The 25182-nt window shown below is 35.9% G+C and carries 27 protein-coding genes; 22 read left to right on the top strand and 5 right to left on the bottom strand.

Annotated features, from left to right (window positions below; all coding sequences use genetic code 11):
- The first annotated feature begins 54 nt into the window (after positions 1 to 54).
- Both ctaG and ACYFX0_RS04250 read left to right on the top strand, forming a co-directional pair.
- Positions 55 to 960 carry a cytochrome c oxidase assembly factor CtaG gene (gene ctaG / locus ACYFX0_RS04255; protein WP_106081631.1) on the top strand — a complete coding sequence of 302 codons (906 nt, stop codon included), beginning with the start codon at positions 55 to 57 and terminating at the stop codon, positions 958 to 960.
- Positions 961 to 1193: 233 nt separating this feature from the next.
- Positions 1194 to 2192, top strand: a complete 999-nt coding sequence (locus ACYFX0_RS04250; RefSeq protein ID WP_098829301.1) for a formamidase — start codon at positions 1194 to 1196, stop codon at positions 2190 to 2192.
- 46 nt (positions 2193 to 2238) lie between these two features.
- Here the strand turns inward: ACYFX0_RS04250 and ACYFX0_RS04245 are convergent, their stop codons facing one another.
- Positions 2239 to 2604 carry a YugN family protein gene (locus ACYFX0_RS04245; RefSeq protein WP_001160944.1) on the bottom strand — a complete coding sequence of 122 codons (366 nt, stop codon included), beginning with the start codon at positions 2602 to 2604 and terminating at the stop codon, positions 2239 to 2241.
- Positions 2605 to 2808: 204 nt separating this feature from the next.
- Between ACYFX0_RS04245 and ACYFX0_RS04240 the strand changes: the two genes are divergently transcribed.
- The 6 genes from ACYFX0_RS04240 (at position 2809) to ACYFX0_RS04215 (ending at position 6334) form a co-directional block, all read left to right on the top strand.
- Positions 2809 to 3843, top strand: a complete 1035-nt coding sequence (locus ACYFX0_RS04240) for a CAP domain-containing protein (RefSeq protein ID WP_000735371.1) — start codon at positions 2809 to 2811, stop codon at positions 3841 to 3843.
- A 186-nt stretch (positions 3844 to 4029) separates the two neighbouring features.
- Positions 4030 to 4467 (top strand): YlbD family protein, encoded by a 438-nt coding sequence (locus ACYFX0_RS04235; RefSeq protein ID WP_086397969.1) that lies wholly within the window; start codon positions 4030 to 4032, stop codon positions 4465 to 4467.
- Between the two features lie 12 nt (positions 4468 to 4479).
- On the top strand, positions 4480 to 4725 hold the full coding sequence (locus ACYFX0_RS04230; protein WP_098199025.1) for a YlbE-like family protein: 246 nt from the start codon (positions 4480 to 4482) through the stop codon (positions 4723 to 4725).
- Between the two features lie 76 nt (positions 4726 to 4801).
- The gene (locus ACYFX0_RS04225; protein WP_000134948.1) at positions 4802 to 5374 is read left to right on the top strand and encodes a histidine phosphatase family protein; all 573 of its coding nucleotides are present in this window, start codon (positions 4802 to 4804) and stop codon (positions 5372 to 5374) included.
- Between the two features lie 114 nt (positions 5375 to 5488).
- Positions 5489 to 5941, top strand: coding sequence for a YlbF/YmcA family competence regulator (locus ACYFX0_RS04220; protein ID WP_106081590.1), 453 nt, complete (start codon positions 5489 to 5491; stop codon positions 5939 to 5941).
- 126 nt (positions 5942 to 6067) lie between these two features.
- A complete protein-coding gene (locus ACYFX0_RS04215) occupies positions 6068 to 6334 on the top strand; it encodes a YlbG family protein (RefSeq protein WP_002082261.1) in 267 nt (88 codons plus the stop codon).
- Between the two features lie 54 nt (positions 6335 to 6388).
- Here ACYFX0_RS04215 and ACYFX0_RS04210 read toward each other — a convergent pair whose 3' ends face one another.
- Entirely contained in the window at positions 6389 to 6778 is a 390-nt protein-coding gene (locus tag ACYFX0_RS04210) for a DUF7147 family protein (protein ID WP_016098922.1), read from the bottom strand.
- Between the two features lie 498 nt (positions 6779 to 7276).
- On the opposite strand from ACYFX0_RS04210, the gene rsmD reads away from it, so the two are divergent.
- The gene (gene rsmD, locus ACYFX0_RS04205; RefSeq protein ID WP_001266977.1) at positions 7277 to 7843 is read left to right on the top strand and encodes a 16S rRNA (guanine(966)-N(2))-methyltransferase RsmD; all 567 of its coding nucleotides are present in this window, start codon (positions 7277 to 7279) and stop codon (positions 7841 to 7843) included.
- On the top strand, positions 7840 to 8331 hold the full coding sequence (gene coaD / locus ACYFX0_RS04200) for a pantetheine-phosphate adenylyltransferase (protein WP_000200601.1): 492 nt from the start codon (positions 7840 to 7842) through the stop codon (positions 8329 to 8331). Before rsmD ends, coaD begins: the two co-directional genes overlap by 4 nt.
- Here the strand turns inward: coaD and ylbJ are convergent.
- Positions 8323 to 9552, bottom strand: coding sequence for a sporulation integral membrane protein YlbJ (ylbJ, locus tag ACYFX0_RS04195; protein ID WP_016098920.1), 1230 nt, complete (start codon positions 9550 to 9552; stop codon positions 8323 to 8325). The genes coaD and ylbJ overlap by 9 nt on opposite strands.
- Before the next feature lie 113 nt (positions 9553 to 9665).
- Between ylbJ and ACYFX0_RS04190 the strand changes: the two genes are divergently transcribed.
- Positions 9666 to 10457 (top strand): patatin-like phospholipase family protein, encoded by a 792-nt coding sequence (locus ACYFX0_RS04190; RefSeq protein ID WP_000662590.1) that lies wholly within the window; start codon positions 9666 to 9668, stop codon positions 10455 to 10457.
- Complete coding sequence (locus tag ACYFX0_RS04185) at positions 10450 to 11487, top strand: SepM family pheromone-processing serine protease (protein ID WP_000476293.1); 1038 nt, start codon at positions 10450 to 10452, stop codon at positions 11485 to 11487. Before ACYFX0_RS04190 ends, ACYFX0_RS04185 begins: the two co-directional genes overlap by 8 nt.
- Positions 11488 to 11496: 9 nt before the next feature.
- Here the strand turns inward: ACYFX0_RS04185 and ACYFX0_RS04180 are convergent, their stop codons facing one another.
- Complete coding sequence (locus ACYFX0_RS04180) at positions 11497 to 12678, bottom strand: nucleotidyltransferase (RefSeq protein WP_002082263.1); 1182 nt, start codon at positions 12676 to 12678, stop codon at positions 11497 to 11499.
- A 213-nt stretch (positions 12679 to 12891) separates the two neighbouring features.
- Between ACYFX0_RS04180 and ACYFX0_RS04175 the strand changes: the two genes are divergently transcribed.
- The 3 genes from ACYFX0_RS04175 to ACYFX0_RS04165 all read left to right on the top strand — a co-directional run bounded on the left by ACYFX0_RS04175 (position 12892) and on the right by ACYFX0_RS04165 (position 14263).
- Positions 12892 to 13392: a YceD family protein gene (locus tag ACYFX0_RS04175; RefSeq protein WP_000872137.1), complete on the top strand. Its 501-nt coding sequence runs from the start codon at positions 12892 to 12894 to the stop codon at positions 13390 to 13392.
- A 61-nt stretch (positions 13393 to 13453) separates the two neighbouring features.
- Complete coding sequence (gene rpmF, locus ACYFX0_RS04170) at positions 13454 to 13627, top strand: 50S ribosomal protein L32 (protein WP_001984764.1); 174 nt, start codon at positions 13454 to 13456, stop codon at positions 13625 to 13627.
- Positions 13628 to 13756: 129 nt separating this feature from the next.
- Positions 13757 to 14263: an RsfA family transcriptional regulator gene (locus ACYFX0_RS04165; protein ID WP_000246470.1), complete on the top strand. Its 507-nt coding sequence runs from the start codon at positions 13757 to 13759 to the stop codon at positions 14261 to 14263.
- A 39-nt stretch (positions 14264 to 14302) separates the two neighbouring features.
- On the opposite strand, the gene ACYFX0_RS04160 is transcribed toward ACYFX0_RS04165, so the two are convergent.
- A complete protein-coding gene (locus ACYFX0_RS04160) occupies positions 14303 to 14776 on the bottom strand; it encodes an N-acetyltransferase (protein ID WP_000506698.1) in 474 nt (157 codons plus the stop codon).
- A gap of 296 nt (positions 14777 to 15072) precedes the next feature.
- Here ACYFX0_RS04160 and panE point away from each other — a divergent pair, with 296 nt between their 5' ends.
- From panE to murE, 7 genes are all read left to right on the top strand, one after another.
- The gene (gene panE, locus ACYFX0_RS04155; protein WP_033794172.1) at positions 15073 to 15957 is read left to right on the top strand and encodes a 2-dehydropantoate 2-reductase; all 885 of its coding nucleotides are present in this window, start codon (positions 15073 to 15075) and stop codon (positions 15955 to 15957) included.
- Between the two features lie 79 nt (positions 15958 to 16036).
- On the top strand, positions 16037 to 17653 hold the full coding sequence (gene bshC, locus ACYFX0_RS04150) for a bacillithiol biosynthesis cysteine-adding enzyme BshC (protein ID WP_106081591.1): 1617 nt from the start codon (positions 16037 to 16039) through the stop codon (positions 17651 to 17653).
- Between the two features lie 366 nt (positions 17654 to 18019).
- On the top strand, positions 18020 to 18952 hold the full coding sequence (gene rsmH / locus ACYFX0_RS04145) for a 16S rRNA (cytosine(1402)-N(4))-methyltransferase RsmH (protein ID WP_000472508.1): 933 nt from the start codon (positions 18020 to 18022) through the stop codon (positions 18950 to 18952).
- Between the two features lie 15 nt (positions 18953 to 18967).
- Positions 18968 to 19330: a cell division protein FtsL gene (gene ftsL, locus ACYFX0_RS04140; protein WP_000182806.1), complete on the top strand. Its 363-nt coding sequence runs from the start codon at positions 18968 to 18970 to the stop codon at positions 19328 to 19330.
- A 21-nt stretch (positions 19331 to 19351) separates the two neighbouring features.
- The gene (locus tag ACYFX0_RS04135) at positions 19352 to 21502 is read left to right on the top strand and encodes a penicillin-binding protein (protein ID WP_000739962.1); all 2151 of its coding nucleotides are present in this window, start codon (positions 19352 to 19354) and stop codon (positions 21500 to 21502) included.
- Positions 21503 to 21583: 81 nt separating this feature from the next.
- Positions 21584 to 23500, top strand: a complete 1917-nt coding sequence (locus tag ACYFX0_RS04130; RefSeq protein ID WP_001266221.1) for a stage V sporulation protein D — start codon at positions 21584 to 21586, stop codon at positions 23498 to 23500.
- Between the two features lie 185 nt (positions 23501 to 23685).
- Positions 23686 to 25161, top strand: coding sequence for a UDP-N-acetylmuramoyl-L-alanyl-D-glutamate--2,6-diaminopimelate ligase (gene murE / locus ACYFX0_RS04125; RefSeq protein ID WP_460269917.1), 1476 nt, complete (start codon positions 23686 to 23688; stop codon positions 25159 to 25161).
- The last annotated feature ends 21 nt before the right edge of the window (positions 25162 to 25182 follow it).

Below are 25182 nucleotides of genomic sequence, written 5' to 3'. Positions count from 1 at the left end.
TTGTCACAGCTCCCTCTTCATATTATGGATAACCTTACGAAGGTAGGTGTGAAAATGAGTAACTTGTGGATATTTGGTTTTCAGGCTTTATGGAGTCCAATCTTTTTAATATTTATGCTGTCGATTCTTATTGGGTACTTCTTAATTATTGGTCCATATAGAATGCGATTTGAAAATGCGGCGAAGGTAAGTAAGAAGCAAATTTTTTATTTTACGACTGGTATTGTTCTTTTGTATTTTGTAAAGGGAGGGCCTATTGATTTAATTGGCCATATTATATTTAGTGCTCATATGTTTGAAATGGCAGTCATGTATATTGCAGTTCCACCGTTACTGTTGCTTGGTATACCGATTTGGTTATATCGTTACATTACTTCTTTTAAGTTCGTTCAAATTATATTAAAGGTATTTGCTAAACCGCTTATTGCGTTGTTTGTATTTAACGGCCTGTTTTCTTTTTATCATTTACCAGTTGTTTTTGATACAGTAAAACAAAGTCAAATAGCTCATCCTATTTGTTTAGCTATATTGTTTTTTACAGCAATTATGATGTGGTGGCCGATGTTAAATCCATTACCAGAATATCAAACGTTAAGTGATATAAAGAAACTTGGTTATATGTTTGCTAACGGTATATTATTAACGCCTGCTTGTGCGTTAATAATTTTTGCGACAGCCCCGTTATTTGCAACGTATACGGATCCGGCTGCTTGGATGAAAGCGATGGAACTATGTGTACCAGCGGGCACTTTATCAGATTTAAATATAACGGGACCAGAATTTTTGCACTGGATGCCAGTTGTACAAGACCAGCAAACTGGTGGTATCATAATGAAAATTGTCCAGGAAATAGTGTACGGTACAATTATAGGCTATGTATTCTTTAGGTGGGCACGTAGAGAACGTGAAAAGGATAAGGAGCAGTTGCAACAATTGCCGCCGTATTTACAGACTAAGTGAAAAAGTGTATGGGATTCCATGCGCTTTTTCTTTTTAGTTTTAGCTCTTTTTAATAAGGTTGAATTTTCTGACTTTTTATGTTAAGTTAGTGTAGGCGTGTACTAAAAGTGGATATAAAATTTACTACTAGCTTTCATGCGTAATAATTCCATATGTAGTGCAAGTTTTTTAGAGAGTTACAAATATATATTGTTATCTTTAATAAACATGAACTATTTTAAGGGGGAATTTAAATGGGTAGTAGTGGAAGTATGGTAAAGCCGATTAGTGGTTTTTTGACAGCACTAATTCAATATCCAGTACCAGTAGTAGAGTCACGTGCAGACATTGATAAACAAATTCAACAAATCATAAAAACAATTCATTCGACCAAATCAGGTTATCCTGGATTAGAATTAATAGTATTTCCTGAATATAGCACACAAGGGCTCAATACAAAAAAATGGACCACAGAAGAATTTTTATGTACAGTGCCTGGGCCAGAAACCGACTTATTTGCTGAGGCATGTAAAGAATCTAAAGTATATGGTGTTTTTTCGATAATGGAAAAAAATCCTGGTGGTGGAGAGCCATATAATACAGCAGTTATTATTGATCCACAAGGTGAAATGATTTTGAAGTATCGTAAGCTAAATCCTTGGGTACCAGTCGAGCCTTGGAAAGCTGGAGATTTAGGCTTACCTGTTTGTGTTGGACCTGGAGGAAGTAAATTAGCTGTTTGTATTTGTCATGATGGCATGTTCCCTGAAGTAGCTCGTGAAGCGGCCTATAAAGGGGCAAATGTCTTGATTCGTATTTCTGGATATAGCACACAAGTTAGTGAACAATGGATGCTAACTAATCGTTCAAATGCATGGCAAAATTTAATGTATACATTGTCGGTAAACTTAGCGGGTTATGATGGTGTATTTTATTACTTTGGTGAGGGACAAGTATGTAATTTTGATGGGACTACTTTAGTCCAGGGATATCGAAATCCTTGGGAGATTGTTACTGCAGAAGTATATCCAGAACTAGCAGATCAGGCTAGATTAGGGTGGGGATTAGAAAATAATATATATAATTTAGGTTCAAGAGGTTATGTAGCAACTCCTGGTGGGGTGAAAGAAAATCCATATACGTTTGTAAAAGATTTAGCTGAAGGTAAATATAAGGTTCCTTGGGAAGATGAGATTAAAGTAAAAGATGGATCTATTTATGGATATCCAGTAAAAAAAACGATTCATTCTTAGGGAAGGGAAATAAAACAAGCGCATCAATATGATGCGCTTGTTTTTGTTAATCAATAATTTGAAATTCTTTTAACTCTTTTTCGACATTTTGTAGGAGTTGTTCGCTTTTTTGAAGTACGTTCGTTGGGAAAGTCTCATCATCACCATATTCAACGCCGTGAGGATAATAATGTTTTCCTAATAAGGGGGGGAGTAGTTTTACTTCAGCGTGTCTACTGCCGATGTCACCTTCAACAGCAACTCCTTGCACTCGTAAATAATAAATATCCTTTAATATTTCAAATTTATAATCGTATGTAACCCGTTCATAATCCCACTGTCCAGCAAGTACGAAGTGGTTGTTTTCCATGATTTCAGTTAAAAGAGTTAATTCAACGACGGCTCCATTAAATTTCGTATTTGTAAATTGCATATAATACCTCCTTTTTTAATGTTACACCATTATTTTTATAATAGTATGAATAATGAGAAAGTGCAATTCATATTGAGAGAAAAGGGATAATCCAGACTTTTTTCACGAAAATATGATATAGTGAAAAGAGTACGGTACACACAAAAAGAAAGAAAAGGATTTGTGTATATCTCAATTTTATGTTTTGTTCAGGAGGTATATCGTTTGAAGAAATTATTGCGTATCGTAATGATTACATTTTTAATTTTAGCTGTTGATTTATACGGAAAATTACTCGTTTCACAATATATATTAACCCCATCTCAATCAAAGCAAGAAAATAAAATTGTGAAAAAGAAAAAGCAAATTAAGGAAGACTCCTCAGACACTGTTTTAAATATGATTGGTGAAGACTCTGAAAATTTATTGGCGAAGTGGGGAGAACCCTCTCGAATAGAGCCGTCTGCATACGGATATGAATGGTGGGTATACAATCAGGATTTAACTCAGTATGCTCAATTTGGAGTTTCTGAACGTAAAGTTGTAACGGCGTATGCTGCTGGTGAACAAGTTAAGGTTCCACCTTATTATATAAATGAAAAATATGAAGAAGTATATAAAAAAAGTCCGCCTTCGCATGAAATTGCGTTAAAAAGAGGGAAAAATAGTTATCAATTTGAACTATCTGATACCGAAGTCATGGAACAACCGTTAATACCTGTAGAAGATGGATGGGCGCAATTGTATTTTGATCAATTTACACATGAGCTTGTGGGTGTTCGTTATATGGATGATGAAACATTATTACGCCAAAGACCGTATCAGCTCGTTTATTCAGGTGAATTAATAGCAGAACAACCATTGACTCCAGAAAAAATAAAACAAGTAGAAAATGGGAATATGCAACAAATTTTTGATTTAACAAATATCATTCGAAGTCGTCATAAATTATCATTATTAACATGGGATCAGGAAACAGCAGATGTTGCTGTTGGTCACAGTAAAGATATGAAAGACAATAATTATTTTTCTCATGACTCACCTACATTAGGTACGCTAGGAGATCGTTTGCAACGCGGGAAAGTAGGATTTCAACTTGCTGGTGAGAACATAGCGGCGCAACATAGTGATGGAATTGCGGCAGTGCAAGGTTGGTTAAATAGTGAGGGGCATAGAAAGAATTTATTAAATGAACAATTTACAGGATTAGGTGTTGGTGTATACGATAAATTTTATACACAAAACTTTATTCGAAAATAAAGCGAAACTGTAAGCGGTGGGGTGTTATATCACCTAATTAGTTACTTCGTATTCACTGAATTGTAGGTGGGAATCTGACCGTATGCAAATAGCAGAAAAAAAGGTGCATGAATCGTCTGAAAATAGGCGAACCATGCGCCTTTTTTTTCTTACTATATAGTAGATATACATGGAGAGGTGAGGATTATGCCAACAACAAAAGGATCGTTACATCCATCGGTTCAACAGTTTAAAGAATTTGTAAACCATCACCCTAAAATGGTTCATGAGGTTAGAAATGGTCACAAAACTTGGCAACAATTTTATGAAGAATGGTACTTACTTGGTGAAGAAGATCCAATATGGGCAACTTATAGACCGGATGGAGCGCCTGCGTTTTCTTCGGTAAAAGAAAATAAAAAAGAAAAAGATAATCGAACTGAAGAGGAAAAAACTGCTGATGTGATGGGGCAAATGCTTTCTTTTTTTAAAAAGTTGGACGTGGAACAAATGCAGAACCATTTAGCCAATGTGACGAGTGCTATTGGGAGCGTGCAACAAGTTATTCAGCAATTTCAAGGTAACCGTACGCAACAAGAACAAAGTACTTCAGAAAATAACCCGTTTTTCTTTCAAAAGGATTAGGGGGGAAAGATGATGAGAGCAGAAATTATGGAGTTTATAAAGGCTGATGAGGATTTATCTCGCTATATTAGAGAGCAACCGTACTGGTATAGAAAATTAACACGAAATCCTGAAGAAAAAGAGGCTTTTGAGTTAGCGGCGATGCAACATTTCAAAAAAACAATACCAGATAAAGTGGAAAAGTTTCAAAATCAATTGGCCGTTGCTTCGATTATGATTGATATGTTTCAGTATATGAAGCAACAAAATGTAACCTAATTGGAAGTGAAAAATATGTCCGTCATGCAGAACTTTTGTTACAATAGAGGTTGATTATTTAAAAAGGAGTTGCAGCATGACGGAAATTTGTTTAGTACGACATGGACAAACTGATTGGAATTTTCAAGAAATTATTCAAGGGCGAGAAGATATTCCGCTTAATGAAGTTGGTAAGAAGCAAGCGAGTCAAAGTGCAGCTGCTTTACAAGAAGAAACGTGGGATATCATTATAAGTAGCCCATTAATTAGAGCGCAAGAAACAGCTAGTGAAATCGCAAAGGCGGCTGGATTACAATCGATTTTATTAGATGAGCGATTTGTTGAACGGAATTTTGGAGAAGCTTCAGGGAAGCCAGTTGCGGCTGTTAGAGAGTTGATTGCTGAGGGTAAAGTAGAAGGTATGGAGCAAGATGAAGAGATTGTAGCTCGTTGCTTTGCTGCTTTAGAAGATGTTGCAACAACTCATTTTGGCAAACGTATTATTATTGTTGCTCACTCACACGCGATAAAAGCGATTTTACATGCCATTGAACCAGATGAAATTACATTTAAGACACCGTTAAAAAATGCGTGTATTAGTTACGTGAAACAAAATAGTGGGAAATGGGATGTTCTTAAATATAATATAGCGGAACATATTAATGTATAAGTGTGTACGGATATAGTGTGAAAATAGTTTCATTATATCTTTCTTTTGAGTAAGTCACTTCAATTAGTAGTTCTAATCTAAATGTGGTATGATGGATACTCGGAGGTGTCTCTCATGATTGTAGCGACGCTAGAAAGCGTATTAATATTAGATAAGGCAGAGCAGCTTGCAAAAGCGATTATCTGTTCAGATATAGCAGAAGATTATCGTAAGTATTATAGAGATTTACATGAAGATATGGAACTTCAGACGTTAATTCAGCAATTTACAGCGATGAAAGAACGGTATGAGGAAGTACAGCGTTTTGGAAAATACCATCCTGACTATACTACCGTATCGATGAAAATGAGAGAATTAAAGCGTTCTGTGGACTTACATGATAAGGTTGCAGCTTTTAAAAGAGCAGAAACTGCTTTGCAGAAGTTATTAGATGAAGTTAGTGTAGCAATCGGTTCGGAAGTGTCTTCTTCCATTAAAGTGCCAACAGGAAATCCATTCTTTGATGCTGGTGGCTGTGGTGGAGGTTGTGGTACCGGCGGAGGTTGTGGTTGTAAAAAAACGGGGTGATGTACCCCGTTTTTTAGAAGTTGGAAGAAAACGTATACAGAGTTTGTCCTGTAATGTTATAAATTTCTGATTGGTTTTCATAGAATATAAAATATATGTTTTTAAAAGGAGAAGATGGAGAAGATTATGTTCGGGCAACGACAAAGTATGATTGTTTATTTACATTCATTGAAACATGCCAAGATTTTAAGGAAATATGGTAACATACATTACATATCAAAACGATTAAAATATGCTGTAGTATATTGTGACATGGAACAAATTGAGCATATGATGCATAAGTTGAACAAACTTCCTTTTGTGAAAAAGATAGAACAGTCGTATCGCCCGTATTTAAAAACGGAATTTGAAAATTCCCGTCCTGATCGAGCAAAAGAATACGATTATAGCTAATAGAAAAAATCCCCTGCTAAGTTTAGCGGGGGATTTTTTAATTGAAATAAAGTGTTATTTCATCGGAGGAATGAAATTGTTCATTCGTAAAATACCAATTAAATGATTAAAAAATAGTTCTTTTTCTGGGAAAGTTGTAGATGGCTTTATAGTAAAAGTAGCCACTTTTTTTCCGAGTTGCTCTGCCGTTTCTTCAAATAAAATGACACGTTTACTTTTTTTATTTTCAAATACAGGAATGCCTTCACGACATATGTATAATGGTTGGAAATCACCAGTAGTAGTTGGTTTTAATATTACAACAAGCGAACACACTTTTTTATCGTTTTTTATCGTTTCAAATTGTAACATATGTGCTATACGTTCTTGATTTGTTTTGGCAATTTCAAGTAATTCATATAAATCAGAGTAGCCTTCTCCGAGTTCTATAAAGCGTTGAATCATATTTTTTCCTCCTCTTTCTTTTACTGTACCATTTCACTTTTTAAATGAAAAGCACACAAAGAAAAAAAACCCTGCATAGCAGGGCCCTTCTTATACTAGCATGTACTAGTAAGAAGGAAAAGGGAGAGGAGAAACCGGAGGAAGAACTTATGGGGAAACGTAAGTCTTCTCCGCGGTTGGCAACAACATCGAAGGTGATGTTGTTATAATTATTTATGTCCAATCTAAATGAAGATATACATAATGAAATTAAATTTTATGTTGGGCTTTTTATTTTTCTTTTTTTTATTTTGTGATAGGATAAAAAAGATAAAGTGGAACTAATATACATATTGGATTCATATTAGTGAATGATGAGATGAATACATAAAAATAATGAGCGGTTATTTGATGGTGAGTTTTCCGATATTTAGGTGAATGTAATTTGTTAACGGTTACCGAAGTGGGAATGGCTTTGTATAATCGCTCGATAGATTGAAATAAAGGTAGTGACAACAGATGAGAGTAGTTTCAGGAAAATGTAAAGGACACCCACTTAAAGCGGTTCCTGGTAATACAACACGTCCAACGACAGATAAAGTAAAAGAATCTATTTTTAATATGATAGGTCCTTATTTTGATGGTGGTATTGCCCTTGATTTATTTGGTGGTAGTGGTGGTCTTGGAATTGAGGCTTTGAGCAGAGGGATCGATAAAGCGATTTTTGTTGATAGGGATAGTAAAGCGATAAAAGTAATTCATCAAAATTTAGAAAGTTGTAGAATACAGGAACAAGCTGAAGTATATCGAAATGATGCGGAACGTGCAGTAAAGGCGCTAATAAAACGTGAAATGTCATTCGATCTTATATTAATAGATCCTCCATATAAAGAGCAAAAAATTGTATCTTTAATTAGTGTAATGGATCAACATGGATTGCTGCATAGTGATGGATTAATTATGGCAGAGCATGGTAATGATGTGGTTTTACCTAATTCAATAGGCAGGCTTGTGAAAGTACGAGCTGAGAATTATGGGATTACTGCAATATCGATTTATAAGTATGAAGGTGAGGGGACAGAATGACAAGTATAGCTATTTCTTCAGGAAGTTTTGATCCAATTACCCTTGGGCATCTGGATATTATTAAAAGGGGAGCAAAAGTATTTGATGAGGTGTACGTAGTCGTTTTAAACAATTCATCAAAAAAACCATTCTTTTCAGTTGAAGAGCGATTAGAACTAATTCGAGAAGCGACAAAGGATATCCCGAATGTAAAAGTAGATTCGCATAGTGGGCTGTTAGTAGAGTATGCAAAAATGCGTAATGCAAATGCAATATTACGTGGTTTACGAGCAGTTTCTGATTTTGAATATGAGATGCAAATTACTTCTATGAATCGAAAATTAGATGAAAATATTGAAACATTTTTTATTATGACAAACAACCAATATTCATTTTTAAGCTCGAGTATTGTGAAAGAAGTTGCGAGGTATGGAGGAAGTGTAGTAGATCTTGTACCTCCTATTGTGGAGCGTGCTTTAAAAGAAAAGTTTCAAACCCCGTTAAAGTGAACGGGGTTTTTCTTTATACGTGCGCAAAAATAATAAAATAACATATAAGTATAGACAAAATAATGTAAAAATTGGTCCGTAATGTATAAAAGATGTCCAAATTTCATGTAGTATAGAAGGATGCTTGGATAAAAATACAGGAATATCTTTTGGTATAGGTGAGAAAGAACTCACTTTCTCATAAAATGGTGTCCAAAATACAAATGTAAAAATAGGGGCAAGAATACTTTGAATAATTCGTGCGAAAAAATAGGGTTTAAATCGGATATCTGTTTCAGCTAATATGCTAGCAACTTGTGCCTGAATAGAAAGACCGCTAAATGCTAAAATGAAGCTTGTTACCATAGCTTGTTGTAAGAGCGGTGTTTCATTTATTTGACTAATCATTTGGCTTCCGAGTGTCATTTCGAAAATACCTGATAATATAGGTATACTAAAATCCGTACTTAGTTGGAAGAATGATAAAATATGTTGCATAATAAAAGAAAGAGCTGCTGTAATGTGGAATACAGTAATCATTTTATTTAACACAGAGAATAAAATAATAAATCCGCCAATCATAAGTAATGTTTGAATAGAAGAAACGATAGCATCCCCAAGTAATTTACCGATTGGCCTTTTTTCTTGTAAGCGCGTCTCGTGAAGAATTAAAAAAGGGTTTTGAAAGCGGCGTTTTTTTGTAGTGTGTGTATTATTTTTGTAAGCGATATTATGTCCGTAAAAACGCATAATTAATCCGACGGCAAAGTTACTGAAATAATGGGCAGCCGCTAATATAATTCCTAATTTCGGATTATTAAAAAAACCGATAGACACAGCACCGAAAATAAAAAGTGGATTAGAAGAATTTGTGAAAGAAACGAGGCGCTCCGCTTCAATCTGAGTTAAAAGATTGCTTTTTCGTAGTCTAGCGCTTAATTTGGCGCCTGCAGGGAAACCAGAAGCCATTCCCATGGCCCAAACAAATCCACCTATCCCTGGAACGCGAAAAAGTGGGCGCATGAGTGGTTCTAATATAACGCCAATAAATTTTACAACACCGATACTAATTAGAAGTTCTGCAATGATGAAAAACGGTAGTAGTGAAGGGAATACAACTTCCCACCATATATTTAACCCGCGAATAGAAGCTTGCAAAGCGGCTTGGGGGTGGAGTACAAGAGAAAAGGTTAAAAATAGCGTTGATATGGTAAGGAAAGCGGTTTTCCATTTTTCATACATGTAAGTAAATCCCCCTTTGTCCCAAAAAACGTTCATTTCAGTATACGTGGATACGTAGTGAATTTAGACCATAAGTATGAAAAAGGAATGAAAAAAATTAAAGGGTGAGAAAAATGAAAGAACCAAAGATTGGTTTAGCGCTTGGGTCTGGAGGAGCGAAAGGGTTTGCTCATATTGGTGTAATAAAGGTTTTAAGGGAAGCGGGTATCCCTATTCATATGATTGCAGGAAGTAGTATGGGGGCGCTAATAGGTACGTTTTATGCGGCAAGTAGTAACGTTGAAAGATTGTATAAATTGGCATCTGTTTTTAAGCGGAAGTATTATTTAGATTTCACGGTACCAAAAATGGGATTTATTGCTGGAAAACGTGTCAAAGATATGATTAAAATGTTTACATATAATAAAAATTTAGAAGAGTTAGATATCCCGACGGCTGTTGTGGCTACTGACATACTGAAGGGGGAAAAAGTGGTTTTTACAAGTGGGCCAGTTGCAGATGCGGTGAGGGCTAGCATATCTGTTCCTGGAGTGTTTGTACCAGAAAAAATAGATGGACGATTATTAGTGGATGGTGGAGTTATTGATCGCATCCCAGTATCGGTTGTGAAAGAGTTAGGGGCCGATATTGTTATCGCTGTTGATGTATCTCCAATTAAGGTGAATGGAGATGTTACGTCCATTTATGACGTAATCATGCAAAGTATTGAAATTATGCAGCATGAGCTTGTAATGAATCGGCAAATTGCATCGGATTTAATGATGCGACCAGCTGTAGAGCAATTTAGTTCACGTGCTTTTACGAACATTGAAGACATTATTCGAGTTGGAGAAGTAGAAGCGGAAAAACATGTTTCAAATATTTATTTATTAATTGAGCAGTGGAAGGAGAAACATAATGTTTAAGCGTTTTCGGTTTATATATGCAATCTTAATAGGGGTTATATTGGCGATGTTACTTGTTTACGTACGTTTACCGTATTATGTAACAAAACCAGGAATGGCTGCCAAATTAGAGCCTTACGTTCAAGTTGAGGGTGGAACGAAAGAATCTGGTGATTTTATGCTTGTTACGGTTTCAATGGGGCCAGCAAATGTGGTGAATTTAATAGCGGCACAGTTTAATAAATATACACATATTTCGAAAGCGGAAGAAATATTGCAAAAAGGTGAGAGTGATGAAGAATATCAATTTCGCCAAAATTATGCGATGAAAGATTCACAAAATGCCGCAATTTATAATGCATATAAACGTGCAAATCGCTCTGTTTTTTTTGAAAATAAAGGTGTATTAGTTGCTGGTGTGGCAAAAGGAATGCCGTCAGAAGGAAAGCTTAAGCTTGGTGATGTTATTATAGCTGTTGACGGAAAAACATTTGAAAAGACGGAGCAATTTATTGAATATATGACTGGGAAAAAAGAAAGCGATGCTGTAAGTATTGAGTACATGAGAAATGGAAAACAATTGAAAGAAAATTTAAATGTAAAGACGATTCCTAATGGAAATGGACGTGTCGGTATAGGTGTTTCTATCGTTACGGAAAGAGAATTAGTGGTCGATCCGAAAGTGAAAATTAATTCTCATGAAATTGGTGGACCATCCGCAGGTTTAATGTTTACATTAGAAATATATAATCAACTTGTGGAAGAAGACTTAACAAAAGGACATGAGATAGCTGGAACAGGTACAATTAATGAAAAAGGAGAAGTGGGCCCAATTGGTGGTATAAATCAAAAAGTGGTGGCTGCTAGCGATGCCGGGGCTGAAGTGTTCTTTGCGCCAAATGAAAAAGGTGCGGAGAAATCGAACTATAAAGATGCACTTGAGACTGCAAAGGATATTAAAACAAAAATGAAAATTATACCAGTGGATACGCTGGATGATGCGTTAACATATTTAGAAAAGATGGATAAGGGAAAAACCTCTCTGAAATAGAGAGGTTTTTTATAGGAATTTTGTAGTTGTTTCATCATAGCGAATAGGATGGTGTGTTATATCCTGTTTTAATAGTTGCGTGCGTAACGGTTCTTGCATGATGGAGAAATATACAGAGTTTGCTTTTTTCTCTATATCTAAAGCGGCATGGTCAAATGTTTTTGTATGAGTAAGGATTGGAAGTTCGATTTTTTTCTTGTTTTTTGAAAGATAAGTTTGACCTTTTTGTGACATGCCTAACAGGCGGATATATGGTGCGTGTTGTTCTATATTTGCGCTACGTATTTCCTCTTTTGTTGTGTTTGTTAAAATGTGTGTACAAGCTCTTTGTAATCTAGTCCATGTATAACGTTTTGTTTTTAATGCTTCCATGAATGAATAGAAGGAGGAACTGTTTTGTATTTTTGATAAAATACGATGCTCTAAACCTTCTTCTATTTCATATATATGTCGTAAGTCCCCTGGAGACATCGTCATGAGTTTATATTTAAAAAATGAAAAGTATTGTTCCCAATTATGTAATATCCCGTAGTTTTGTTTGTAATTTGCTAAAAGCGAAGTGGTTGCCTGTGGGAGAAAAGGTTCAATTGTTGTAAATGATCCTTCTTCGCTAAAGAGTTGTTTTCGGATGCTTGTCGCGCTTGCAATATATTGGTCATTAAATGTTTCATCATGATAATGAGAGGCAAATCTTTGTATAGTTTGAGCTTGTATAGAACTATTCTGTGACAGAATTGCTTTCATATATTGGAAGCCTAAAATATTATTTGGTTGTGACATATCAATGTTGTTTTCGGATGTTAAAATGTGTGAGAAAGCATCTGATGTTGCTTTTGCATAACTATTACCAGCGTCCATGAATTGTTTTACAAGGCAGTTAAAAGTCTCTTCTTCGTTTTTTTGTACGGAGATGGTATTATAAAAGTTTTTGATTTGTCCATCCTCACTACCGAAACAAATTTCAGAAACACGTAGGGCATTTAAAATGGAAATAGCACCATTTGCGAAGGTTTCAGCCTTTTGTGTTGCAAAGACGTATGGAAGCTCTACAACAAGGTCTACGCCGTTTGTTAAGGCCATTTTAGTGCGATACCATTTGGAAATGAGTGCGGGCTCACCACGCTGTAAAAAAGGACCACTCATAACGGCAATTATTATATCGGATTGTGTTAACTTTTTTGTCTGTTGCACATGATAAAGATGACCGTTATGAAAAGGGTTATATTCAACAACAATACCACCAGCTTTTATGGTAATCTCTCCTTTCGATGTAGCATCTTTTTGAAAAACGTGATACTCTATATATTATTTACTATGATGACTTCATTATAGTGTAAAGAAAAAACATTGACAAATATAAAATGGCTAGCTATAATTTTGTTTGTTGCCTTGAGGTGATATGATATGAAATGGTCCATCCATCAATTGAATAAATTGAGAAATAAAGGATTGACATTGGATGAGATGGTAGATGTAAGTGAGCTAAAAGAGGTCGAGAAAGATATTCGTGAAATTAATCCTGTGCATGTAATGGGAAGAGTTGATTTTGGCTCCGGTAAGTTTACGTTTCATCTACATATAACTGGAAGCATGGTTTTACCATGTTCTCGCTCTTTAGTAGATGTGACATTACCATTTGACATTAAAACAACTGAGGTGTTCCAAACTTCACAAGAAGAATTTGAAACTGAAGCTGAAATTCATTCTTTAGAAGGAGAAGTACTTGACTTACTGCCCGTAATCAAGGAAAATATACTTTTGGAGATTCCAATGCAAATTTTCAGTGATGATGTTTCTGGTGGAGCACCGACGCAAGGTCAAGACTGGCAAGTGATTTCGGAAGAAGACAAAGAAAAGACTGTTGATCCAAGATTGGCAGGACTTGCAAAGTTTTTTGACAAATAATCGGAAGACTGGTTCAGGCCTTCATATGAAAATAACTATTTCTTTTAAGGAGGTGGGAAGAATGGCTGTACCTTTTAGAAGAACTTCTAAAACAGTAAAAAGAAAGCGTCGTACGCATTTCAAATTATCAGTACCTGGTATGGTAGAGTGCCCAAGCTGTGGTGAAGCGAAATTAGCTCACCGTGTATGTAAAGCATGCGGTACTTACAAAGGTAAAGAAGTAATCAGCAAGTAATTGCGGGAAAATAAACGCAGAAGATATCTTCTGCGTTTATTTTTTTTGTCTTAATCTTTAGTTGTTGTATTCTATCTTTTCTAGTAACTGCATATGCTTAATAAAAAATGCATAGGGAGGACTAGAGAGATGGCGACAACAAGACAAGATGCTTGGACTGATGATGAAGATTTGCTTCTGGCAGAAGTAGTACTCCGGCATATTCGAGAAGGTGGAACACAACTTTCTGCCTTTAAGGAAGTGGGAAAAAATTTATCACGTACACCAGCAGCATGTGGATTTAGATGGAATTCTTACGTAAGAAAGCAATATAAAGAACGTATTGAGGAAGCAAAGCAACTTCGTAAAGTAGAAAATTATGAAGTGAAAGAGACGAAGGTGTTAGAACCTACGTCAATTACGTTGAATGATGTTATTGACTTCTTGCAAAATTATAAAGATGAAAACTCTTTAACGGTGTTGCAACAACAAGTTGAATCATTACAAACAGAAAGAGAGCGCCTTCTGGAGCGATTATCAGTATATGAGGAAGAGTATAGAACATTACTTGATTATATCGATCAAAAAAGAAGTGTAATGGTAGTGGAAAGAAACAACGCTCGCTCGAATGAAAAGTTAGAGAAGCTTAAGAAATAAAAAACAGCTGTTATACAGCTGTTTTTTTTTATTTATTTATTAAGCCGATTCTTCGTTTGTAACCGCATTCAAATTTGTTTCTGGATGCCAAATATAAAAATCTCCATCAGTTACTGATACGGGGTTGAAACTTAATTTATCCCAAAAACCAGATGAATGAATACGCGCTATCGTTTTAATAGGAAATTGCATTTGTTTCGCATGATTTACAAGCATTTGCCCGAATCCTTGTTTTTGAAAAGTTGGTAATACTTCAAGTTTATAAAGTTCTAGGTAAGGACCTGTAATTTCGAATGGTTCTCCGCCGTTTCTTTTCATATATAGACTCATACGTGCAATTAGTGATCCGCCATAATAAATACCGTAAAATGGAGATTCACTGTCGTTTTCAATAATGTTTGCTTGCAATTCTTCCAGCATAGATAGTTCTTGGGCTCCGCACCCTTTAAATTTTTTAAATTCATCTAACGTTTTATAATTGATGAGCAAGCGCTCAACTTTTGGGAATCCCATTACATCACATCCTTTTCTTATCTCGTTGAATGCAGAAAAGTAAAAATATTTACAATAATAGTATAACTCATTTTTTTATTTTTATGAAGAAGATAGTATATTTCTTTTATTATTTTTTTGAGGATTTGCTAAACTAAGAGTATAAGTGTATTAATAGGCAGTATATACGTAGTGAAAAATGAGAGTGTATTTGTTTGGCAGAGGACAACGAAATTATAGGGCGTGCTCATGTACTTTAAAAAGATATAAAAAAAGGGGGGCGGCAAGGGTGCTTAATGTGAATCCCTTGTGTGAAAATGAAAATTGGAATTGTCGGACCAGGTGCTATTGGTCTATTGTATACATTTTATTTACAAAAAAGTAACCAAAATGTTACGTTGTTTACAAGAACAGCTAAGCAGGCTGAAGAGTTAAATGAAACAGGTGTAACTTGTATTAGAGATAGAACATGTGAAACAGTATATCCATCTGTTTTACCGATAGAAAGTATGGTAGCGCAAAATTTAGATTATATATTTATTGCTGTGAAGCAATATCATATAGATGACATACTACCGTTTGTGGAAGGGGCAGCATCATTAATCTTTTTGCAAAACGGAATGTCACATCTTCAAAAGATGCTGAACATAGGGTGTGAAAATATAGCTGTTGGTATTGTAGAACATGGTGCGAAAAAAGAGGGAGGGCATATCGTTCATCATACTGGAGTTGGGGTAACGAAATTTGGAGTGGTTTGTGGTCAATCTATACATTTCGAAAGTGTATTCCATTCTTTTCCCGTTTCTTATTTTCCAGTTCAAATAGAAACGGATTGGAAAGAGATTATGCATAAAAAATTAGTGGTAAATGTATGTATCAATCCGTTGACGGCGTTATTGGGAGTTAAGAATGGTGAATTAATCAAGAATCGTTTTTTTTATCAAATGATGGAGCAAGTGTTTCAGGAGGTCGCCTTTCTTATTAGAGGAGAAAAAGAGATGGTATGGCAAATGGTACGCAATGTGTGTGAAGGAACGTCTCGTAATACATCCTCTATGCTAGCCGATGTAAGAGCGAATAGACAGACGGAAATTAATGCGATTGTTGGATATGTATTAGAAGAGGCTAAGAAACAGCAACGACCAGTTCCGACACTTCAATTTTTGTTCGATGCAATAAAAGGGTTAGAAACAAGAGTATAAGTGTTATTCTTTGCTTTTACGTGAAACATTGACTACAATGTGGATTGGTGAGAGAACTGGATACGAAAGGAAGAATTATATGGAGATAAAAGAAATCTCTGTTCCGCAACAAGGTGTTGTAGCGGACTATATGAACGGTAAAAAAGAGATACAGTCATGTTTTGATTATATGTTAACAGAAGATGCTTTTAAACAGCGTTTACATGATTTGCGTGAAAGGGAGTTTTTCCGCCAAGATTTAGTAGCGCATTTATTAGAATATAATACAAAATTACAAGCGGGAGAATCTACACTTCAAAATGTAAAAGCGCTTGGAGATGAAAATACATATGTTGTAATAGCTGGACAACAAGCGGGGTTATTAACTGGACCGCTTTATACAATTCATAAAGTTATTTCAATTTTAAAGCTTGCAAAGGAAAAAGAAGAAAGTTTAGGGGTGAAAGTTGTCCCTGTCTTCTGGATTGCGGGTGAAGACCATGATATGGATGAGATTAACCATACTTTTTTAGCGAAAAATAAAAAGATGAAAAAAACTATTTTTTATGATCGTAATCCGAAAAAGGCGAGTGCTTCTGAGTCTGAACTTTCTGTTGAAGATTGTAGAAATTGGATTGAAGAGATTTTTAAAACATATCCAGAAACAAATTTTACAAAGGATGTATTAAAATTTGTTGATGATGCTTTGGAAAAATCGAATACGTATGTAGATTTCTTTGCTCATCTTATTACGAAAATCTTTGCTAATTCTGGTTTAATCCTTGTTGATTCACATCATCCTGAATTAAGAAAGTTAGAAATTCCATTTTTTAAGCGAATTATAAGTAAGTATAAAGAGGTACAAGAGGGCCTTCGTAATCAGCAGGAAGTAATTAAAGAACTAGGATACAAACCGATTATTGAAACGAAGTCTCATGCAGTGCATATATTTATGGAAATAGATAATGAACGAGTATTGCTTGAAGAGCATCAAGGTAAGTTTGTTGGAAAGGATGGGGCGCATTCATTTTCATACGAAGAGTTGATTGAAGAGATGGAGAGAAATCCGGCACGTTTTAGTAATAATGTTGTAACACGTCCTCTTATGCAAGAGTATGTATTTCCTACGCTCGCATTTATTGGAGGTCCAGGGGAATTAGCTTATTGGAGTGAATTACAACAAGTATTCCATACTGTCGGTTTTCAAATGCCACCTGTCGTTCCTCGTCTTACAATTACTTATGTGGAGAGATGTATAGCGACAGATTTATTCGATCTGCAATTGAGAGAAAGTGATCCGTTTTTAAATGATGTCGATAAACTGCGTGAAAACTGGTTGTCTAATCAAATAGAGGAACCGATTGATAATCATTTTGAAAAGGCGAAAAAAGAAATTGCCGATATTCATACATCTTTACAGCAATTTGTAAAGAAAATAGAGCCGGGGTTAAGTGCGTTTGCAGGGAAAAACGAATTGAAAATTAATGAACAAATTGAACTGCTGGAAAGAATGTTGAAAAGAAATGTTGAGAAAAAGTATGAGGTTCAGCTAAATAAATTTCGCCGTATACAATTCGCACTTCGTCCATTAGGTGCGCCGCAAGAACGTGTGTGGAATGTATGTTATTATTTAAATCAGTTTGGTTTGGATTTCGTTGATCGTGTAATGGAAAACCCTTTTTCTTGGGACGGAAAACATCATGTTATAAAACTATAAAATCTTGCTCCTTGGAGCAGGATTTTATTTTTATTCCGTTGAATTTACTGTGAAGTGATTTTTTTCTGAATTATCAATCGAAAAAATAGATATGGTAATTGTTTTGGATACTTAAATATATGACAAAATAGCACAAAATGTAAACGTATTATTCGCTTTTTCGACAGTTTTTTATTTAAATTCCCGCAAAAGATGATAAAATTTAGTATATAATAAAAGAAAATAGCGATTTGTATAGTATGTTGCCTTTATTGGTAAGTTAAATGAGTCGTTCTTTCGTATTATTTCATTCTCTAAGCGTGAAAGATGTGTTTAGAGGAAGGGATACATTCAACATAATTAATTGGAAAAAGAGTAGGTGCAACAATGTTTAAACACGTAACAGTGCTTTTAAAGGAAACAGTAGACGGCTTAGATATAAAGCCAGATGGTACATATGTAGATTGTACACTGGGGGGAGGAGGACATAGTTCTTATTTATTATCCCAATTAACTGAAGGTGGAAAATTAATAGCGTTTGATCAAGATGAGATAGCGATTCAAAACGCGAAAGAAAAGTTCTCTTCATACGGTGAACAGTTTATAACAGTAAAGAGTAATTTCCGCTATTTAGCTGAAAAACTGCAGGAAATAGGTATAACAGAAGTAGACGGTATTTTATTTGATTTAGGTGTTTCATCCCCACAATTAGATACACCAGAGCGAGGCTTTAGTTATCATCATGATGCACCGTTAGATATGCGGATGGATCAAGATGCCCCATTAACAGCATATGATGTTGTAAATAGTTGGTCATATGAACAACTTGTAAGGATTTTCTTCCAATACGGTGAAGAGAAATTTTCAAAACAGATTGCAAGAAAAATTGAAGCTTATCGTGAGAATAAAGCTATTGAAACGACAGGAGAATTAGTAGAGCTAATTAAAGAAGGTATTCCGGCTCCTGCTCGTAGAACTGGTGGGCATCCTGCTAAGCGAGTGTTTCAGGCAATTCGTATAGCTGTAAATGATGAATTAAAAGTATTTGAAGAAGCATTGGAATCTGCTATTGAGATGGTTAAGCCAGGTGGAAGGGTTAGTGTTATAACATTCCATTCATTAGAAGATCGTATTTGTAAAACAACGTTTAAGCGAAATAGTACAACGCCACAATTGCCGCCAGGATTACCGATTATTCCTGATGAATTTAAGCCGAAATTAAAGCTTATTACAAGAAAACCGATTTTACCTTCTGATATAGAGCTAGAAGAAAATAATCGTGCGCGTTCTGCGAAGTTGAGAATCGCTGAAAAACGATAAAAGGGAGAGAGAGGTATGACTAATTTAGCTGTAAAGTACAAACAACAAGCGCAAGAAGAGGTGCAAATTCAAACGCCCCCACAGCAGATGGTTAAGCCGAAAGTTAAAGCGAAAATTACAAGGATCGAAAAACTGTTGTATGTAGCGTTTATTGGCTTTTTATTGTATGCCTGTGTCGCGTTTATTGGAAATAAAGCAGGCCTTTATCAAGTTAATGTAGAAGCAGCGACGATAGAAGAAAAAATTGTACAGCAGCAAAAAGAAAATCAAGAATTACAAGCTGAAGTAGAGAAGTTAAGTCGCTATGAACGAATCGCTGAAGTTGCAAAAAAACACGGGCTAGAAATTAATGCGAATAATGTGAAAGGCCTCAAATAAGGCAATAGGTGTGAAGGAACGATGAAGAAGAATATGACTAAATTTCATACCAATAAGGGAGCAGGTTATTTTATGATATTTTTCCTCCTGCTCTTTTTGCTGTTATTAGCCCGATTTTTTTACATACAATCAACAGGAACAGTTCATAATCAAGATTTAGATGCACTTGCTAAACAAAAGCATAGTAAAACAGGAGTTCTTGAAGCGAACAGAGGAACCATTTATGATCAAAACGGTCATGTGTTAGCGCAAGACGCAAACTCTTATAAAATAGTAGCCGCCCTAAAAGGTGCTAACTCTGTTGAGAATAAAGAAGATACTGCAAAGAAAATTGCAGGAGTACTTGGAAAAGGCGAAGAGGATATTTTAGCTTCTTTAAATAAGGAAGGTAGAAGTCAAGTCGAATTTGGAACATTAGGTAAGGATTTGACGAAAGAAAAGAAGGAACAAATAGAAGCGTTGAAGTTGCCGGGAATATCTTTTATTACAGAAAATGCAAGGGTGTATCCAAACGGTGATTTCGCATCTTACGTTATAGGTCATGCAAAACCAAATGAGAATGGAACCTCGGTAGGTCAATTTGGCATAGAGAAAAGCTTGGATAAATATTTAAGTGCTTCTAACGGAGAAGTAGCATATACAGGTGACCGTAAAGGTGTGTCTCTTGATGGTGGAAAAGTTAATGTAAAGGCACCTAAAAATGGAGATAACGCGTATTTAACAATTGATCACCGTGTCCAAAGTTATTTAGAAGACGCGATGAAAGCAGCAAGTAAGCAATATGAACCAGAAAGTTTAATAGGGATTGTTGCAGATCCGAAAACTGGAAAAATATTAGCGACGTCTACTAAACCTAGTTATGACCCTAATGATCGTCAAATTAAATATTTCTTCAATGACGCAATTGCCAATGCATTTGAACCTGGATCAACAATGAAAATTTTCACGTTAGCGGCAGCTATTAATGAAGGTGTGTACAAAGGGCAAGATTATTATCAGTCCGGGACATATCAAGTCGGAAATAGGAAAATAAAAGATCATAACGGCGGTGCTGGTTGGGGCTCTATCACGTTTGATGAAGGGGTAGAACGTTCTTCAAACGTAGCGTTTGCAATTTTAGGAGATCAAAAACTTGGTCCAGAACGTTTCCGAAAATATATTCATAGTTTTGGATTAGATGAAAAAACGAACATTGATTTATCAGGTGAAGGATCGAATACAATTTTATTTGATCAGCAAATACAACAAGTGACAACAGCTTTTGGACAAGGTTCCACTGTAACACCAATTCAGCTTGTACAAGCTGCAACAGCTATTGCAAATGATGGGAAAATGATGAAACCTTATGCAATTGATAAAATTGTAGATCCGATAACAGGGAAAGTAAAATTAGAACATAAGCCAGAAGAAGTAGGAAAACCTGTTACAAAGGAAACAGCAGCGCAAGTAAGACAGTTATTAGAACGTGTTGTTACATCTCCGAAAGGTACAGGGACAGCTTATAAAATTGATGGATATTCAGTTGGTGGTAAAACAGGTACAGCGCAAATTCCGGATGGAAAAGGCGGCTATATGACAGGAAGACAGAATTATATATTCTCATTCTTAGGTATGGCACCAATGGACGACCCACAACTTGTTGTGTATGTAGCTGTAAAACAGCCGAAATTAAAAGATGATGAGAACGGTGCACAGCCTTTAGCTGATATTTTTAAATATGTAACAAAAAATAGTTTAGAGTATTTAAAGATTAAGCCAAATGAAGTGAAAGATCCGAAAAAACATCTGAAAGAGCAACAAACTACTGTTCCAGATGTAACTGGTAAAACGATGGCTGAAGCGGGGAAAGCAATTGATAAAGCAAAACTTCGTCCAATCGTATTAGGTGAAGGGAAAGTACAGCAACAAGTACCAAAAGCGACTGAACAAACATTGAAAGGCGACCGAGTCTTCTTGGTAGGAGATAAGCCTACAATGCCAAATATACAAGGATGGGCACTGCGTGATGTTATGAATTTAGCGAAGACATTACAGCTTAACTTGAAGCCTTCTGGTACAGGATACGTAACAGAACAAAGTGTGGCGGAAGGAACATTATTACAACCTGGTACAGAATTAGGTGTCACACTCGTACCGCCACTCGAACCACAACAAGAAGCAGAAAAGCCGTAATGGTAAAAGAGAAGAAGTTCTAATTAAATAAGTACAAGCATATATTGGAACAAGCTAGGCGTAAGGGAGGCTTGTTCCGATATGCGTGTATCAAATGTAACAGTTAGAAAACGACTTATTTTTATACTTATATCAGGTATACTTATCTTCACTATTATCGATATTCGTCTTGGATATGTGCAATTTTTTCTTGGGAATATGTTAACGGATCGTGCGAAAGATTCATGGAGTCGTAATATTACTTTTGAACCCGAACGTGGGAAAATTTTAGACCGAAATGGTGTGGAACTTGCCACGAATAAAAGTGCTCCAACTGTCTTTGTTGTACCGAGGCAAATTGAAAAACCAGCAGAGACTGCAGAGGAGTTAGCTGCAGTATTAGGTGTGGAAAAAGATGAGATTTATAAGAGGATTACAAAAAAAGAATCGATTGTAAGGTTAGATAAAGGCGGAAGGAAAATATCACATGACAAAGCGAAAGAGGTACGAGGCTTAAGTTTGAAGGGCGTGTATATCGCAGAGGATTCTATCCGGTACTACCCATTTGGGAATTTTTTATCACATGTATTAGGTTTTGCAGGTAGCGATAACCAAGGTCTTATGGGACTAGAAAAATATTATGATAAGGAGCTAAATGGGGACAAAGGTCATGTGCGTTTTTTTGCAGATGCGAAAGGACAAAGGATGCCTAATGTTGGTGATGATTTCAAAAAACCAGAAGCTGGTTTAAATTTAGGATTAACAATCGATGCGCGTATTACAAGGATTATGGAAAGAGAAATGAATATTGCGGAGTCAACTTATAATCCAGACGGTATGATTGCGATTGCAATGAATCCTAAAAATGGTGAAATTTTAGGTATGTCTAGTCGGCCGAGTTTTGATCCAGCGGATTTTCAAAGTGTCTCTCCAGAAGTGTATAACAGAAATCTACCTGTGTGGAGTACGTATGAGCCTGGTTCAACATTTAAGATCATTACATTAGCTGCAGCATTGAATGAAAATTTAGTAGACTTAGAGAAGGATACGTTTTATGATGATGGAGCAGCTGAAGTCGGTGGAGCTAGATTGAAATGCTGGAAAGCAGGAGGTCATGGCAGTCAAACGTTTTTAGAAGTCGTTCAAAACTCATGTAACCCGGGATTTATTGAACTTGGTGATCGCCTTGGTAAAGACCGATTATTTAAATACATTCGTAATTTTGGTTTTGGGCAGAAGACTGGAATTGACTTGCAAGGTGAAGGCAGTGGGATTTTATTTAATTTAGATAAAGTTGGTCCAGTAGAGCAAGCAACAACTTCATTCGGCCAAGGGGTTTCTGTTACACCAATTCAACAAGTAGCAGCTGTAGCGGCGGCTGTAAATGGTGGAACATTGTATCAGCCGTATATAGCTAAGGAGTTTATTGATCCGAAAAATAATCAAGTTGTTAGTAAAAAGACACCTGTTGAGAAAAGAAAAGTTATTTCCAAGGAAACTTCAGAAAAAGTTCGTTATGCATTAGAGAATGTTGTAGCGAAAGGTTCTGGTAAAGGAGCTTATATTGATGGATATCGTGTAGGTGGAAAAACGGGTACTGCTCAAAAGGTGAAAGATGGTAAATATTTAGAGAATAATTATATTGTATCTTTTATCGGATTTGCTCCAGCGGATGATCCAGAGATTGTTGTGTATGTTGCTGTTGATAATCCAAAAGGGGTTACACAGTTTGGTGGAGTGGTAGCAGCTCCAATTGTCGGGAATATCCTTCGAGATGCGCTTCCTGTTATGGGAGTGAAACCGAGAAAAGAACAAGTTGAGAAAGAATATAAATGGGGCGATACACCAACTGTGGAAGTTCCGAATTTAATTGGAATGAAAAAGAAAGACTTACAAACACAACTCGTCGATTTGCAGCTTGATATAAGTGGAGATGGAGAGAAAGTAATTAAGCAATCACCAGAAGCGGGAGCTAAAGTAAAAGAAGGCTCAAAAATTAGAATTTACTTCGGGAATTAAAGGTAACATAGTACGTTTTATGGTACAATTGGTGGAAGTGAGTTCTTTATAGAACAGTTACTTAATGTGAGACAATAAGTGTCTCATTCATAAATAGGCCAGTAGCACTTACCTCCTTATATAGGAGGTAATGTGTTGCTTACTGAAAAAAAGATAAATAAACAATGTAGAGAGGGTTTAGTGAAATGAAGTTGCATACACTTTTATCATGTTTGCATGATTTTCCAGTTGTTCCAAAAGAAAATCCAGAAATCACATCTATAGAAGCTGATTCACGTAAAGTGAAAGAGGGAAGCTTATTTGTATGTATGAAAGGATATACGGTTGATAGCCATGATTTTGCTAAGCAAGCAGCGGCACAAGGAGCGGCTGCTATTGTTGCGGAAAGACCAATTGATGTTGACGTTCCAGTTGTACTTGTGAAAAATACTTTTCGTTCGTTAGCGGTTTTAGCTGATTATTTTTATGGTCAACCGACACACAAGTTACATTTAATCGGAATTACAGGTACAAATGGAAAGACAACAACATCGCATATTATGGATGAGATTATGCGAGCACATGGTCATAAAACAGGGCTAATTGGGACGATTAATATGAAAATCGGTGATGAAACATTTGAGGTGAAAAATACAACACCAGATGCACTAACACTTCAACAGACGTTTTCAAAAATGGTTGAACAAGGTGTGGACAGCACGGTAATGGAAGTTTCGTCACATGCGTTAGATCTTGGTCGTGTACACGGATGTGATTACGATGTAGCGGTGTTTACGAATTTAACACAAGATCATTTAGATTATCATAAAACGATGGAAGAATATAAACATGCAAAAGGGTTACTATTTGCACAGCTTGGCAATAGTTATAATCATAATCGTGAAAAGTACGCTGTGCTGAATAGCGATGATAATGTAACAGAAGAGTATATGAGAAGTACTGCAGCAACAGTTGTAACATATGGTATTGATACAACAAGTGACATTATGGCAAAAAATATCGTTATGACGAGTGGTGGGACTACATTTACGCTTGTCACACCGTATGAAAGTGTAAATGTTACGATGAAATTAATAGGTAAATTCAATGTATATAACGTACTTGCAGCAACAGCAGCAGGACTTGTTTCGGGTGTGAAATTACAAACAATCATTGCTGTTATAAAAGAACTAGCTGGGGTTCCAGGACGTTTTGAAGTTGTTGATGGCGGACAAAATTATACAGTTATTGTTGATTACGCGCATACGCCGGATAGTTTAGAAAATGTATTAAAAACTGCAAAACAATTTGCAAAAGGTGATGTGTATTGTATCGTTGGTTGTGGCGGCGATAGGGATCGAACAAAGAGATCGATAATGGCAAGTGTTGCAACAAAATATGCAACTCATGCAATTTATACATCAGATAATCCAAGAAGTGAAGATCCAGCGGCTATTTTAGATGATATGGTACAGGGTGCAAGTGGGAATAATTATGAAGTGATTATTGATAGAAAAGAAGCGATACACCATGCGATCGCTAATGTGAAAGCAGATGATATCATTATTATTGCTGGTAAGGGTCATGAAACGTATCAAATTATTGGTAAAGAAGTTCATCATTTTGATGATCGTGAAGTTGCGAAAGAAGCAATTACAGGGCGTTTAAACAACGAAGAGTAACAACGTGAGAGGAGGACTACA

The organism is Bacillus sp. NEAU-Y102, assembly GCF_054788175.1.
Note: the sequence above shows the minus strand (reverse complement) of the source record. Positions and strands in the feature narration are given on the sequence as shown.